This is a genomic window from Mycobacterium sp. E2989 (assembly GCF_001667595.1).
Classification (GTDB): domain Bacteria; phylum Actinomycetota; class Actinomycetes; order Mycobacteriales; family Mycobacteriaceae; genus Mycobacterium.
This window is the reverse complement of sequence record NZ_LZJX01000118.1, coordinates 26,186-41,022: the sequence shown is the minus strand read 5'-3', so window position 1 is coordinate 41,022 and position 14,837 is coordinate 26,186. Positions and strand designations below refer to the sequence as shown.

10 protein-coding genes and 1 pseudogene are annotated in these 14,837 nt (G+C 70.4%); 7 read left to right on the top strand and 4 right to left on the bottom strand.

The features are described from left to right. Window positions 1–3: 3 nt before the first annotated feature. On the bottom strand, window positions 4–846 hold the full coding sequence (locus tag A5680_RS20945; protein ID WP_197281299.1) for an aldo/keto reductase: 843 nt from the start codon (window positions 844–846) through the stop codon (window positions 4–6). A 6-nt stretch (window positions 847–852) separates the two neighbouring features. Next, window positions 853–1,031, bottom strand: a pseudogene (locus tag A5680_RS26365) (oxidoreductase); the annotation flags it as partial. 247 nt (window positions 1,032–1,278) lie between these two features. Between A5680_RS26365 and A5680_RS20940 the strand changes: the two are divergent. The 6 genes from A5680_RS20940 (at window position 1,279) to A5680_RS20915 (ending at window position 6,308) form a co-directional block, all read left to right on the top strand. Further along, window positions 1,279–2,394 (top strand): alpha/beta hydrolase, encoded by a 1,116-nt coding sequence (locus A5680_RS20940; RefSeq protein WP_067822721.1) that lies wholly within the window; start codon window positions 1,279–1,281, stop codon window positions 2,392–2,394. A gap of 73 nt (window positions 2,395–2,467) precedes the next feature. Beyond that, window positions 2,468–3,232 carry a DsbA family protein gene (locus A5680_RS20935; RefSeq protein ID WP_055404737.1) on the top strand — a complete coding sequence of 255 codons (765 nt, stop codon included), beginning with the start codon at window positions 2,468–2,470 and terminating at the stop codon, window positions 3,230–3,232. 56 nt (window positions 3,233–3,288) lie between these two features. Then, a complete protein-coding gene (locus A5680_RS20930) occupies window positions 3,289–3,861 on the top strand; it encodes a vitamin K epoxide reductase family protein (RefSeq protein ID WP_369817846.1) in 573 nt (190 codons plus the stop codon). A gap of 10 nt (window positions 3,862–3,871) precedes the next feature. Then, window positions 3,872–4,426 carry a 16S rRNA (guanine(966)-N(2))-methyltransferase RsmD gene (gene rsmD, locus A5680_RS20925; protein ID WP_055404739.1) on the top strand — a complete coding sequence of 185 codons (555 nt, stop codon included), beginning with the start codon at window positions 3,872–3,874 and terminating at the stop codon, window positions 4,424–4,426. Window positions 4,427–4,503: 77 nt separating this feature from the next. After that, window positions 4,504–4,986 (top strand): pantetheine-phosphate adenylyltransferase, encoded by a 483-nt coding sequence (coaD, locus tag A5680_RS20920; protein ID WP_055404740.1) that lies wholly within the window; start codon window positions 4,504–4,506, stop codon window positions 4,984–4,986. Window positions 4,987–5,054: 68 nt separating this feature from the next. Next, the gene (locus A5680_RS20915; protein ID WP_067822716.1) at window positions 5,055–6,308 is read left to right on the top strand and encodes a trans-acting enoyl reductase family protein; all 1,254 of its coding nucleotides are present in this window, start codon (window positions 5,055–5,057) and stop codon (window positions 6,306–6,308) included. Between the two features lies 1 nt (window position 6,309). On the opposite strand, the gene A5680_RS20910 is transcribed toward A5680_RS20915, so the two are convergent. Together A5680_RS20910 and A5680_RS20905 are read right to left on the bottom strand one after the other, a co-directional pair. Further along, entirely contained in the window at window positions 6,310–7,002 is a 693-nt protein-coding gene (locus A5680_RS20910) for a flavodoxin (protein ID WP_067822713.1), read from the bottom strand. Between the two features lie 82 nt (window positions 7,003–7,084). Next, a complete protein-coding gene (locus tag A5680_RS20905; RefSeq protein WP_082970441.1) occupies window positions 7,085–8,257 on the bottom strand; it encodes a permease in 1,173 nt (390 codons plus the stop codon). A 304-nt stretch (window positions 8,258–8,561) separates the two neighbouring features. Here A5680_RS20905 and pks2 point away from each other — a divergent pair, with 304 nt between their 5' ends. Next, window positions 8,562–14,831, top strand: a complete 6,270-nt coding sequence (gene pks2, locus A5680_RS20900; RefSeq protein ID WP_067822710.1) for a type I polyketide synthase — start codon at window positions 8,562–8,564, stop codon at window positions 14,829–14,831. Window positions 14,832–14,837 lie beyond the last annotated feature (6 nt).

Here is a 14,837-nt window from a genome sequence, read left to right as displayed (position 1 = left end):
TAGCTAGCCCTCGAAGGTGTTGGGATCCGGCCGCAACCGGGTGCCGTCGTTGAGCGCGTTGATCGCGTCCATGTGCTCGGCGGCCAGCTCGAAGTCGAACACGTCGAGGTTCCCGGCGATGTGCTCCGGGTTGGCCGAGCGGAAGACGACCGCGTTGCCCAGCTGCAGGTTCCACCGGAGCAGCACCTGGGCCGGCGTCTTGCCGTATTCGCCGGCGACCGAGGTCACGGTCGGGTTGTCGTGCAGCTTGCCGAGCGCCAGCGGGGTGTAGGCCTGGGTGACGACGTTGTGCTCGGCGTTGGTCTTGCGCACGTCGGCCTGGTTGAGCAGCGGGTGCAGCTCGATTTGATTGACCGCCGGCGTGACGAACGTCAGGTCGATGACGTCGGTGACGTGCAACTCGGTGAAGTTCGAGACGCCGATCGACCGCGCGAGCCCGTTGCCGCGGCACTGGATCAGCCCGCCGAAGGAATTCACGTATTCGCCCCGGGACGGCACCGGCCAGTGGATCAGGTAGAGGTCGAGGTAGTCGAGGCCGAGCCGTTCCAGGCTCTCCTTGCAGGCCTCCTCGGAGCGCAGGAACCCGTGGTCGGCCGGCGCCAGCTTGGTCGTGACGAACAGCTCGGCGCGCGGAATCCCGGAGGCCGCGATCGCGCGGCCGACGGCGGCTTCGTTGCCGTAAGCCGAGGCGGTGTCGATCAGCCGGCAGCCCATTTCGAGCGCCGCGGAAACCGCGCGTTCGGTCTCGTCCTCCGACAACTCCGCGACGCCAAGTCCGAGCACCGGCATCGTGTTTTCGTCATTAAGAGCTATCGAGGGCACGGCAGCGCCCGAATCGCCAGCCAATGTCATTCACCTGCCTGTGAAGTTGAAGGTGCGTGGACCCGGCCGGGTGCCGCCATCGAGCGAGGAGATCGACGCCATTGAATCGGCGCTGAGTTCGCGGCGCTGAGTTCGAAATCGAACACGTCGAAGCTGCTCGCAATCCATGAGGCGGTTACCGGCTTGGGGATCACGATATTACCGAGCTTGGAAAATACCACGTCACCGACACCGGGGCGGGGCGCGGTGATATCGGGACGTGGCCTGTATTTCGCAAATTCGTCACCACGTAGAGTTGGTCGCACGGGTTATGAAGCGGCCGGTAATCGGTGTGCGGCCAGGCGCTGACCGTGCTGGGCGGTGGCCGCCGGGAGGCCGGAAGACGCCGAGGCGAGGGCGCGGACCGCACATCCGTCCGTCGTCGAGCTTTACCACGTTGCATTCGAGGGAGTGCCCATGACCAAGAGCGTGCCCGCGCCGGACCTTCACCTCGGGCCGAAACACGCGCCGATGCGCCTGGCCAGTCGCATGCAGGGCGCGGTCTCGACGATCGGCGTCAAGGTCATTCCCTGGATCCCCACGCCAGCCAAGCGTGCGCTGTTCGGTGGGCGCGCGGTGACCATCGACGGCAACACCCTGGACCCCACCCTTCAGCTGATGCTGGCCGGTCTGCGCGCCGTCGGCATCGACGGCCTGGTCGCCGACGACGACGCGGCCACGTCCCGCGCTCAGCTGCGCCAGCTGTTGCTCGAGCTTCCCGGCCCACAGATCCACGTTGACGTCGAGGAACTGGCGCTGCCCGGGCCGGCCGGCGAGATCCCGGCGCGGCACTACCGTCCCGCCAACGGCGCGTCCGCGCCCCTGCTGGTCTTCTACCACGGCGGCGGATGGGCGATCGGCGACCTGGACGGCTACGACGCGCTGTGCCGGTTGACGTGCCGCGACGCCGGCATCCACGTGCTGTCGATCGACTACCGGCTGGCCCCGGAGCATCCAGCGCCCGCCGCGGTCGAGGACGCGTACGCCGCCTTCAGGTGGGCGTACGACCACGCGGAGGAACTCGGCGCCGCACCCGGCCGGGTCGCGGTGGGCGGGGACAGCGCGGGCGGCAACCTGGCCGCCGTCGTCAGCCAGCTGGCGCGCGACGAGGGCGGGCCGGCCCCCGTGCTGCAGTGGCTGATCTACCCGCGAACCGACTTCAGCACGCACACCCGCTCGCTGAGCCTGTTCGCCCGCGGCTTCCTGCTGACCAAACGCGACATCGATTGGTTCGAGTCCCAATACCTGCGTGGTTCGGGCATCGACCGGGCGGATCCGCGGGTGTCGCCGCTGCTGGCCGAGTCGTTGGCCGGGCTCGCCCCCGCGTTGATCGCGGTCGCCGGGTTCGACCCGCTGCGCGACGAGGGGGAGAGCTACGCGGCGGCGCTGGACGCCGCCGGCACCGCGGTCGACCTGCGGTGCATGGGGTCGTTGACGCACGGCTTCGTCAATCTGTTCCAGCTCGGCGGGGGCTGCGCCGCCGCGACCACCGAGTTGATTTCGGCCCTGCGCGCCCACCTGAGCCGGGTCTGACCTGTCGCGCGCGCGGCGCCGGTAATCTAGAGGCGCCTGACGTCCACCCGAACACCGAAGGATCGCGCAAACTGTGGCCGACAAACCCAAACGCCCCCCGCGCTTTGACATCAAGTCGGCCGACGGTAAATCGGGCCGACTCGTGCAGATCGGCGGGACCGCCATCGTCGTCATCTTCCTGGTCGCGCTGGTCTCCTACATCGTGGTGACGCACCACAAGAAGACCGCGGCCATCGGCGCCGGCGACACCGTGCGGGTGACGTCGAGCAAGCTGGTCACCCAGCCCGGGACCAGCAACCCCAAGGCCGTCGTCACGTTCTACGAGGACTTCCTGTGCCCGGCCTGCGGCAACTTCGAGCGCACCTTCGGCCCGACGGTCTCCAGGCTCATCGACGTCGGCGCGATCGCGGCCGACTACAGCATGGTGTCGATCCTCGACAACGCCAGGAACCAGAATTATTCGTCGCGGGCCGGCGCCGCGGCCCTGTGCGTGGCCGACGAGTCCATGGACGCGTTCCGCCGGTTCCACACGGCCCTGTTCACCACGGACCTGCAGCCCAGCGAGCGCGGCAGCAGCTTCCCGGACAACGCCCGGTTGATCGAGATCGCCCGGGAGGCCGGCGCCGCCGGCAAGGTGCCCGACTGCGTCAACAGCGGCAAATACATTGCCAAGGTCACCGGCGAGGCGGCGGCCGCCAAGATCAACGCCACGCCGACCATCAAGATCAACGGGGACGATTACGACCCGTCCACACCGGATGCGCTGGTCGCCAAGATCAAGAGCATCGTCGGTGACGTGCCCGGCATCGACGGCGCCGCCGCCCCCCCGGCCGCGTGACCACGCCGGCGCCCGCCGAAACCGCCGACCCGACACCGGAATCGCGTCCCGAGGCCCTGCCGGCGCCCAGTGCGTGGTGGGTGCTGATCGCCGGCGTGATCGGCCTGGCCGCCTCGGCGACGCTGACGGTGGAGAAGATCGACCTGCTGCTCAACCCGGCGTACGTGCCGTCGTGCAACTTCAACCCGATCCTGTCGTGCGGCTCGGTGATGGTCACCCCGCAGGCGTCCGTGCTGGGGTTCCCCAACCCGCTGCTCGGTCTGGTGGGGTTCACCGTGGTGGTCGTCACGGGCCTACTGGCGGTGACGAAAGTTCAGTTGCCGCAATGGTATTGGATCGGGTTGACGGTCGGGGTGCTGCTCGGCGCGGCGTTCGTGCACTGGCTGATCTACGAGAGCCTGTACACCATCGGGGCGTTGTGCCCCTACTGCATGGTCGTCTGGGCGGTCACCATCACGCTGTTGGTGGTGGTCGCCTCGATCGTGTGCCGCCCGGCGCTGCAGCGCCGGGGCCGCGGCGTGGTGTGGGTGCTCTACCAATGGCGGTGGTCGATCGTCGCGCTGTGGTTCACCGCGGTGTTCCTGCTGATCCTGGCGCGGTTCTGGGACTATTGGTCGACGTTGCTGTAGGTGCCGGCAGGTGACCCGGATCATCGGCGGCGTGGCCGGCGGCCGGCGCATCGCCGTCCCGCCGCGGGGAACCCGGCCGACCACCGACCGCGTCCGCGAGTCGCTGTTCAACATCCTGGCCGCCCGAGGGGATTTGGCGGGCGCCGCGGTGCTGGACCTCTATGCCGGTTCGGGCGCACTGGGATTGGAGGCGCTGTCCCGGGGGGCGGCGTCGGCGCTGTTCGTGGAGTCCGATCACCGCAGCGCGGCGGTCATCGCGCGCAACATCGAGACGCTGGGCCTGACCGGTGCGACGGTGCGCCGCGGCGCGGTCGCGACCGTGTTGGCGGCCGGCACCGCGAGCCCGGTCGACCTCGTTCTGGCCGACCCGCCCTACGACGTCGACGCCGCCGAGGTCCAGGCCGTGTTGGCCGCGTTGGTCGCGCACGGCTGGGCGAGCGTCGGCACCGTGGCGGTGGTGGAGCGCCCGGCGGCCGGAGCGCCGCTGGCCTGGCCGGCCGGCTGGTCGGTGTGGGAGCCGCGGGGGTACGGCGACACCCGGCTGGAGATGGCCGAGCGGGTGTGAGGCGGACGTGTACCGTCTTTCGTCATGGGCGCCGCTCCTTTTGATCCCTGCGTTCTGCGTCGTCGTCGGCGCGCGTCATGAGCGGCGCGGTATGCCCGGGGTCGTTTGATCCGGTGACGTTGGGCCACATCGACGTCTTCGAACGGGCGTCGGCCCAGTTCGACGAGGTGGTGGTGGCGATCCTGACCAACCCCGCCAAGAAGGGCATGTTCGACCTCGACGAGCGGATCGCGATGATCAACGAGTCGACCACGCACCTGCCCAACCTGCGGGTCGAGGCCGGGCAGGGCCTGGTGGTCGACTTCGTCAGGGCGCGGGGGATGACCGCGATCGTGAAGGGCCTGCGCACCGGCACCGACTTCGAATACGAGCTGCAGATGGCGCAGATGAACAAGCACATCGCCGGTGTCGACACCTTCTTCGTCGCGACGACACCTCGCTATTCGTTCGTCTCGTCGTCCCTGGCCAAAGAGGTCGCGATGTTCGGCGGCGACGTTTCCGAGCTACTGCCAGAACCGGTCAACCGCCGCCTGCGCGAGAAGCTCGCCGGCAAATCCTGAAGCCTTGGGGCGCAACAAGATCCGGTGACGGCGGCTCTGCGCCTCGGGGCGGGTGAGGAGATCGAGCGATGGGTTCGGCGGATCGCGAGTTCGACATCGTCCTCTACGGCGTCACCGGCTTTTCCGGCGAGTTGACCGGCCGTTACCTGGCCGGCGCGGCCGGCGGGGCCCGCATCGCGCTGGCCGGTCGCTCGCCGGACCGGCTGGCGGCCACCCGGAGCGCGCTCGGCACGGCCGCGCGGGATTGGCCGTTGATCGTGGCCGACGCGTCGGACCCGACGACGCTGGACGCGATGGCGGCCCGCACCCGGGTGGTGGTCACCACGGTCGGGCCCTACACCCGCTACGGGTTGCCGGTGGTGGCGGCCTGCGCGAAGGCCGGGACGGACTACGCCGACCTGACCGGCGAGGTGATGTTCGTGCGCGACAGCATCGACCGCTACCACCGGCAGGCCGTCGACACCGGCGCCAGGATCGTCGTCTCGTGCGGATTCGCCTCCCTGCCTTCGGATCTGAACGTCTATCAGCTCTATCGCCGGGCGGCCCGCGACGGCGCAGGGGAGCTGCGCGACACCACCTTCGTGTTCCGCTCCTTCTTCCAGGGTGGCGGCTCCGGAGGAACCGTCGCCTCGGAATTCGAATCCATGCGCACCGCGTCCGGCGACGCGCAGGCTCGCCGGCTGATGAACGACCCGTACACCCTGACCACCGACCGAAGCGCCGAACCGGACCTCGGTCGGCAACCGGACTTCCGGTGGCGCCCGGGCGGCCGGATCGCGCCCGAGCTCGCCGGCTTCTGGCTGGGCGCCCTGGTGTGGGCGCCACACAACACGCGAATAGTGCGACGCAGCAACGCCTTACAGAACTGGGCCTACGGCAGGCGGTTCCGCTACTCGGAGACCATGAGTCTCGGCAGGTCCGCCGCGGCGCCCGTCGCGTCCGCGGCCGTCACGGGTGCGCTCCGGACCGGCTGGGCCTTGGGCACCAGGCATTTCGGGCGGGTGCCCCGGCGATGGCTGCAGCCCCTCGCCAAGCCCGGCACGGGGCCCAGCGAGGCGATGCGGGAGCGCGGCCACTTCACGGTCGAGACGTACACGACCACGACCTCGGGCGCCCGCTATCTGGGCACCTTCTCCCAGCAGCGGGACGCGTACGACGCGACCGGCGTGCTGCTCGGCGAGAGCGGCCTCGCGCTGGCCCTCGACCGGGATCGGCTCAGCGACCTCACGGGGGTGCTCACGCCTGCGGCGGCGATGGGCGACGCGCTGCTGGCGCGGCTGCCCGCCGCCAGGGTGTCGATGAACACCATCCGGCTGAGTTGAGTCAGGACGCCACGGCGTCGGCGGCCAGCCGATCGGCGAGCGATCGGGCGAAGATCCGCGTCTGTTCCAGCTGGTATGGCTGGACGTTCGTTGCCGGGATGCGCAGCCCGAAATAACGGTTCCGGTAGCGGCCCGACCGCAAATAGCTCATCAGCGAAAGCCCCGAGGCGATCTGGCCGCCGAGGTACTCGAAATGGACCCCGCCGGCATACCTGCCGCCCAGCCTCTCCCCGAGCCTGCGGACCGCCGCGAAATTGCCGCGCCAGTACCGGCGGCAGACGCAGAACGCGGCGAATGGCTTGCCGGCGAGCAGGATTCGCGCCTCGTCCGACTTCAGGAAAGTACGCATCGGCATGTTCATGGTGAACCACCATGTCGAGGATCCAATGCAGATCAGGTCGTAGCTTGCGTCGCGAACCTCGTCCGGCGTCTGGATCTCGCCGGTCGCCCGGCGCAGCTGGGCGGGCAGGACGCTGAGCAGGTCAAGTGCCGCGTGGCGTAACGGGAAGAGGGAGAAGCGTTCGGCGTAGCGCCGATCGGTGAAGGTGATCGGAGCCCGGTGCACCTCCCAGCCCCGCTCGCCGAACACCCCGGCCGCCGCGTCGAGCACCGCTAGCGTCTGCCCGGTGAAGGTGTAGTAGAGGAGCAGCACCCGGCGCCGCGGGCCGTGGCCGTCGATGGATATCTCCGTCATTTCGTGCGACTCCTTCTTGGCCGTTGCCGATCACTTCGCCAGATCATCGCCCCCGAAGCCGCCGGAGACAATCCGTTGGCCGCTAGTGGCACTCGTGGTCGTGCCCGCTGTCGGGCGAGCCACCCATCATCCGCGCCATCGGGATTCCGCCCGTAGTGACGAACCGCACGACGAGCACGGCAGCGATGGCCAGGAAGGCGATATTGAGCCAGGTGGAGTAGTTCCAAGAGATCGTGGCTTCCATCACCGTGGCGTTGCGCTGCTTGGGGATGAGACTCGCTGCGCCGAAGATCAATTCGACCAAATAGCCGGCCGCCACCATCGCGGCGTAGAACGTGCCGAGCAGCGTGAGCATCATCCGGGTGCCGTAGTACTTCCGGTAAATGTTCAGGATCGGCAGGATCAGCAGGTCGGCGTAGATGAACGCGATGACACCGCCGAAGCTGATGCCGCCGTTCCAGAGCACCGCGGCCAGTGGCACGTTGCCGATAGAGCAGACGAACGACACGATCGCCACGACCGGTCCCACTATCGGTCCCCACAGCGCCGACAAGCCCGGGCTGTCGGCCAAAAAGAAGCCACGCCAGAATGATTCGGGCACCCACGCCGCTATCGCACCGGCGATCAACAGGCCCATAACCAGGTCCCGCAGGATCGCCAACCACTCCATCACGAACACGTGCGAAACCGAGGTGAAGCCCTCCCCGGACAAGAGCCGCTGCGCGAACGTGCCGTCCTTCTTGATCGACATGTCCATGGCCGCGTGGCCCTCCATCGATCCGGCGATACCCCGCTCGGCCTGCGCCCGGGCCTCGTCGATCAGCCGCGACCGCACGAACAACCGGAACAGCACGGCCAGCACCACGATCATCAGCGGGCCGCCGACGAACTCCGCGGCGGTGAACTGCCAGCCCATCAACAGGGCCAGGATGATGCCCAACTCGACCACCAGGTTGGTGGAACCGATTTCGAAGGCCATCGCGGCGGTGAAGCTGGCGCCCTTGCGGAACAACGAGCGGGCCAGGGCCACCGCGGCGTACGAGCACGAGGACGACGCCGCCCCGAGCCCGGCGGCCACCGCCAGGGTGCGTGGTCGATCGTCGCCCAGCAGCCCGACGATGGTCGAGCGCCGCACCACCGCCTGCACCACCGCCGACAGCGCGAAGCCCAGAATCAGCGCCCAGAGGATTTCCCACGTCATCGACCCGGCGAGGCCCAACGCGTGCCCGATCGCCGACAGCGCCCTGTGTGTCACCCGGTCCTCGCTTCGTGGCTGGCGTTTTTCTGTTCACAATATACCCTATGGGGGTATATCGCAACCGACGGCCCGCGGCGATAACCGCAGGTCATCGCCGCGGGGTGGGGGAGGGCGGCCGAAATCGGTGCATTCCCCCCACCCCGATTGCTTCGAGCGTCTAAGCTTGGCGCTTCGTTGGGTTCCGCGTCGAGACCCGCTCGGGTTGGGGGGCGCGAGCGATGCTGCGCTGCGCCCTCAAATTTCACTAGCGCCGGTGATACTCGCAGCATCGCCGGTTGGCCTGAGACGAGGTACAGCGGCGATGGAACCACGCGTCACCCCCATTGCGGTCATCGGAATGGGATGTCGGCTTCCGGGCGGGATCGACTCCCCCGAAGCGTTCTGGCAAGCGCTGTTGCGGGGCGACGACCTGGTGACCGAGATCCCCGCGGACCGATGGGACGTCGAGGACCACTACGACCCCGAGCGCGGGGTGCACGGGCGGTCGGTCTCGCGTTGGGGCGGCTTCATCGACGACGCCGGCGGCTTCGACGCCGCTTTCTTCGGCTTCGGTGAACGCGAGGCGACCGCGATCGACCCGCAGCACCGGTTGCTGCTGGAGACGTCCTGGGAAGCGATCGAGCATGCGGGCATCGCGCCGCCGGAGTTGAGCGGCTCGCGCACCGGCGTGTTCGTGGGGATGTGCCAGCAGGACTACACGCTGATGAGCGGCGACGCCGGGGTGATGGAGGACGCCTACGGCTACACGTGCACCCCGTTTTCCATGGCCTCCGGACGGATCGCCTACGGGCTGGGGCTGGTGGGGCCCGCGGTCACGCTCGACACCTCCTGCTCGTCCGGGTTGCTGGCCGTCCACCTGGCCTGCTCGAGCCTGAACACCGGCGAAAGCGATCTCGCCCTGGCGGGGGGCGCCATGCTGGTGCTGGACCCCCGCGTATCGGCGTCGGCGTCCGCACAGGGCATGCTGTCGCCCACCGGCCGCTGCCACACGTTCGACGCCGCCGCCGACGGGTTCGTCCGCTCCGACGGCTGCGCGGTGGTCGTGCTCAAGCGCCTGCCCGACGCGGTGCGCGACGGTGACCGGATCCTCGCGGTGGTCCGCGGCACGGCGGTCAACCAGGACGGCCGTTCCGAGACCATCACGACGCCGTCGTCGGATGCGCAGGCCGCGGTGTACCGGGCGGCGCTGGACGCGGCGGGCGTCGACCCCGCGACCGTCGGCATGGTGGAAGCGCACGGCACCGGAACCCCGAAGGGCGACCCGCTCGAATTCGCCAGTCTCACCGAGGTTTACGGGGCCGGCGGCAACCGCGTCGCCCTCGGCTCGGCCAAGAGCAACGTCGGGCACACCGAGGCCGCCGCGGGCGCGGTCGGGTTGGTCAAGGCGGTGCTGGGGGTGCGCCACGGCGCGGTGCCGCCGATGGCCCACTTCCGGCGCCTGCCCGACGAGCTGGCCCGCATCGAAACCGGATTGTTCGTGCCACAGGAGGTTACGCCGTGGCCGGACAAGGGCCAGGGACCGCGGCGCGCCGGGGTGACCTCGTTCGGCATGTCGGGCACCAACGTGCACGCCGTCATCGAACAGGCACCCGAACCTCCCGCCGACGATGCGGCCGCGGAACGCCCTGGGCCGCTGCTGTTCCCGTTGTCCTCCACCTCCGCCGACGAGCTGCGCCGCACGGCGCGGCGGCTGGCCGACTGGCTGGACTCCAACACGGTGTCCGCCACCGACCTGGCCTACACGCTGGCGCGGCGGCGCGGGCACCGGACCGTGCGCACCGCGGTCGCCGCGGACGGCCTCGAGGAGCTGGGCAGCGCGCTGCGCGAAATCGCCCGCGGCGAAACCCCTTACGCGCCCGCCGCCGGTCACGACGACCGCGGGCCAGTGTGGGTGTTTTCCGGACAAGGCTCGCAGTGGGCGGGGATGGGCGCGGAGCTGCTGGCCAAGGAGCCGGCGTTCGCCGCCACCGTCGCCGAGGCAGAGCCGCTGATCGCGGCGGAGTCGGGTTTCTCTGTCACCGAGGCGATGTCGGCCCTTCAGACGGTCACGGGCATCGAGCGGGTCCAGCCGACGCTGTTCGCCTTCCAGGTCGCGCTGGCCGCCGCGATGCGGGCCTACGGCGTGCGGCCCGGGGCGGTCATCGGCCACTCCATGGGCGAGATCGCGGCGGCCGTGGTCGCCGGGGCCCTGTCGCTGCACGACGGGGTGAAGGTGATCTGCCGGCGGTCCAAGCTGATGGCGCGCATCGCGGGCGCGGGGGCGATGGCATCGGTGGAGTTGCCCGCCCAGCAGGTGCGCGACGAACTGGCCGCCCGGGCCATCAGCGACGCGGTGGTCTCGGTGATCGCCTCGCCCAACTCCACCGTGATCGGCGGAGCGACGCGGACGGTGCGCGATCTGGTGGCGCAGTGGGAGGCCCGCGAGGTGATGGCCCGGGAGGTGGCCGTCGACGTCGCCTCGCACTCGTCTCAGGTCGATCCGATCCTCGCCGACCTGGCCGACCAGCTCACCGACCTCACGCCTGCGGCCCCGGAAGTGCCGTATTACTCTGCGACGCTTGACGATCCACGATCGCGACCGGCGTTCGACGCCGGCTACTGGGTGAACAACCTGCGGCAGTCGGTCAAGTTCGCGGCCGCGGTGCAGGCGGCGCTCGACGACGGCCACCGCGTCTTCGGTGAACCGGCCCCGCATCCGCTGCTGATCCGGGCGGTCGAACAGAACGCGGCCGCCTCCGACGTCACCATCGCCGCGCTCGGCGCCATGCGCCGCGACCAGCCGGTGCCGCACGGTCTGCGGGAGTTCCTGGGGGACCTGTACAGCGCCGGCGCCGCCATCGACTTCGCCGCGCTGTATCCGGCCGGCCGGCTGGTGGACGCGCCGCTGCCGACGTGGACCCACCAGCGGCTGCTCATCGAAGCCGACGGGGCGCGGTCGCGCGGCCGGTTCACGCTCGACGCGCACCCGCTCCTGGGCGCGCACGTGCGGTTGCCGGAGGAACCCGAACGCCACGCGTGGCAGGGCGAGGTCGGCACCGCGGCCTTGCCGTGGCTGGCCGACCACCGGGTGAACGGGGTTGCGGCCTTCCCCGGGGCCGGATTCTGCGAGATGGCGCTGGCGGCCGCCGCCGCGGTGCTGGGGCCGGAATCCGAGGTCCGCGACGTTCGCTTCGAACAGATGCTGCTGCTGGGGGACCGGACGCCGGTGAGCGCGGTGGCCTCGGTCACCGACGCCGGCGTGGCCGACTTCATCGTGGAGACCGAGCGCGACGGGGAGCGGATCCGCAGCGCGGCCGCGGTGCTGCGCGCGGGCGACCCGGCCGATCAGCAGCAGCGACGCGACGTCGCCGCCCTGCTGGCCACCCACCCCCTAGTGAGTGATGGTGCCGCGCTGCGCAAGTCGTTCGCCGAGCGCGGCGTCGACTACGGTCCCGCCTTCACCGGCCTGGTCTCGACGCGTACCGCCGAGGGCAAGAGCCGCAGCGTGGTGGCCGAGGTCGCGTTACCGGGCGCGGTCCGCGCCGAGCGGGGCGGCTACGGCGTGCACCCCGCCCTGCTGGACGCCTGCTTCCAGACCGTGCTGGCGCACCCCGCCGTGAACGAGGCCGCGCGGGAAAGCCTGCTGCCCTTGGGCGTTGCCCGCCTGCGTCGGTACGGCCCGACGCGCGGCGCGCGCTACTGCCACCTGCGGCTGGCCGCGGCGACGGGGTCTTCGGTCGACGTCGATTTCGAGTTGCTCGACTCCGACGGCGCGGTGCTGCTGGCGGTGCAGGGCCTGCGCATGGGGATCGGCGGCGGCGGGGCCGACCGGCTGATGGCCGAGCGGCTGCTGACCGTCGACTGGCAGCGGCAGGCGCCGCCGTCGGCGCCCGACCGGGTCGTCGGGGGATGGCTGTTGATCAACACCGCCGAGGCCGACCTGCTCGAATCCAGGCTGACGGATGCACTGAAATCGGCAGGCGCGCAATGCGACACGCTGAACTGGCCGGAGTTGTCCGACCACCGGGCCAACGCCGAGCGGCTGGCCGCGGCGGTGCGCGGCGGACTGGAAGGCGTGGTGATCGTGTGCCCGCCGCCGGCCGGGGAGCCCGACGAGCAGGGCCTGCTGCAGGGCCGGGAACAGGTGCGCCACGTGGTGCGCATGATCCGCGACCTGCCGGAGATGTCGGCGACGCCGCCGCGGCTGTATGTCGTCACCCGGCGGGCGCAGATCGTGCTGGCCGAGGACGAACCGAACCTGGTGCAGGCCGGGCTGCGCGGGCTGCTGCGCGTGGTCGGCGCCGAGAACCCCCAACTGCGGACCACCCAGATCGACCTGGAGAGCGACGACGACGTCGAGCGGGTGGCACACGAACTGCTGTCCGGTTCGGCCGAAGACGAGACCGCCTGGCGGGGCGGTCAGTGGCACACGGCGCGGCTGCGCTGCACGCCGTTGGGTCCCGACGAACGCAGGCTCACCACCGTCAACCATGAAACCGACCGGATGCGCGTCGTGGTGCGCCACCCCGGTGATCTGCAGACGCTCGAGTTCGTCGCCCTCGACCGCACGGCCCCGGGCCCGGGCGAGGTCGAGGTGGCGATCGACGCGTCCAGCGTCAACTTCGCCGAAGTGCTTGCGGCCCTTGGCCGTTACCCCGACCTGGAGGGCGAGCCGCACCAGCTGGGATTCGACCTGGGCGGTGTGGTCACCCGGGTCGGCGAGCGCGTCACCGAGCACCGGGTCGGCGACCGGGTGGGCGGTTTCTCCGGCTTCGCCAACGGCAGCTGGGGCACGTTCGTCACCTGTGACGCCCGGCTCGTCGCCACCGTGCCGCCCGACATGACCGCCGGCCAGGCCGCCGCCGCGGCGACCGCGTACGGCACCGCTTGGTACGGCCTGTGCGAATTGGCCAGAATTTCGGCGGAGGACAAGGTGCTGATCCATTCCGGCACCGGCGGTGTCGGTCAGGCCGCGATCGCGATCGCGCGCATGGTGGGGGCCGAGGTCTTCGCCACCGCGGGCAGCCCCGAGCGGCGAGCGCTGTTGCGGGACATGGGCGTCGAGCACGTCTACGACTCGCGCAGCACGGCGTTCGCCGACGAGATCCGTCGCGACACCGACGGGTACGGGGTCGACCTGGTGCTCAACTCGCTGACCGGGTCCGCCCAGCGCGCCGGGCTGAACCTGCTCGCCTACGGTGGACGGTTCGTGGAGATCGGCAAGCGGGACATCTACGACGACGCCCGCCTTGGTCTGTTTCCGTTCCGCCACAACCTCACCTTCTACGCCGTCGACCTGGCGCTGCTCACCAAGACGCACCCGCGGCGGGTGCAGGAGTTGCTGCAGGCGGTCTACCAGCGGATCGCCGACGGTGATCTGCCACAACCGAATTGCACCGAATACCCGATATCGGAGGCGGCGACGGCGATCCGGGTGATGAGCGGCGCCGAGCATACCGGCAAGCTGGTGCTCACCGTGCCGCGCCACGGGCAGACCCGCGCGGTGCTGCCGCCGGAGCAGGCGCCGGTGTTCCGCGCGGACGGCGCCTACATCGTCACCGGCGGCCTGGGCGGGCTGGGATTGTTCCTGGCCTCCGAGATGGCCAAGGCGGGCTGCGGGCGCATTGTGCTGACCGCGCGGTCCACCCCCACGGCCAAGGCGCGCCAGGCCATCGAACGCCTCCGCGCCGCCGGGACCGATGTGGTGGTGGAAAGCGGCAACATCGCCGAGGCCGACACCGCGGCCCGGGTGGTGGCCGCGGCCACCGCGACCGGACTCCCGCTGCGCGGGGTGCTGCACGCCGCCGCGGTGGTCGAGGACGCCGTGCTCGCCAACATCACCGACGAGCTGATCGACAAGGACTGGGCGCCAAAGGTCAACGGGGTGTGGAACTTACACCACGCCACGGCCGGCCAGCCGCTGGACTGGTTCTGCGCCTTCTCGTCGGTGGCCGCGCTGTTCGGTTCGGCGGGTCAGGGCGCGTACGCCGCGGCCTCCAGCTGGTTGGACGCGTTCACCCACTGGCGCCGCGGGCAGGGACTGCCCGCGACCACGATCGCGTGGGGCGCGTGGGGCGAGATCGGCCGCGCCACGTTCCTGGCGGCCGGCGGCCGCACCACGATGATCGCCCCGGACGAGGGTGCGCGGGCGTTCGAGACGCTGCTGCGCTACGACCGGGGGTACACCGGTTACGTCCCGACGACCGGCGCGCCGTGGCTCGCCGCGCTGGTGGACCGCAGCCCGTTCGCCGAAGCGTTCCGGGCCGCCGGAGAACAGCACGCAGGCGAGGGCGCCACGCTGCGCGCCGAACTGCGCTCGCTGTCACCCGACGAGTGGCCGGCCCGGCTCCGGCGCCTGATCACCGAGCAGACCGGGTTGATCCTGCGCCGCACAATAGATCCCGATCGCCCGTTCGCCGATCACGGTCTGGACTCGCTGGGCAACCTCGAACTGCGGACCCGCATCGAGGCCGAAACCGGGATCCGGATCACCCCCAAGGTCGTCGCGACCTACAACTCCGCGCGCTCGTTGAGCCTGCACCTGACCGAGACGCTGGTGGCCGAGGGGGCCGGTGCGCCCACGCCGTCATGAAATGAC

Coding starts and splice junctions, on each gene's coding strand:
- A5680_RS20915 (WP_067822716.1), top strand. CDS start 5,055: ATGGGTTCGGCGGATCGCGAGTTCGACATCGTCCTCTACGGCGTCACC.
- pks2 (WP_067822710.1), top strand. CDS start 8,562: ATGGAACCACGCGTCACCCCCATTGCGGTCATCGGAATGGGATGTCGG.
- A5680_RS20940 (WP_067822721.1), top strand. CDS start 1,279: ATGACCAAGAGCGTGCCCGCGCCGGACCTTCACCTCGGGCCGAAACAC.
- coaD (WP_055404740.1), top strand. CDS start 4,504: ATGAGCGGCGCGGTATGCCCGGGGTCGTTTGATCCGGTGACGTTGGGC.
- A5680_RS20910 (WP_067822713.1), bottom strand. CDS start 7,002: ATGACGGAGATATCCATCGACGGCCACGGCCCGCGGCGCCGGGTGCTG.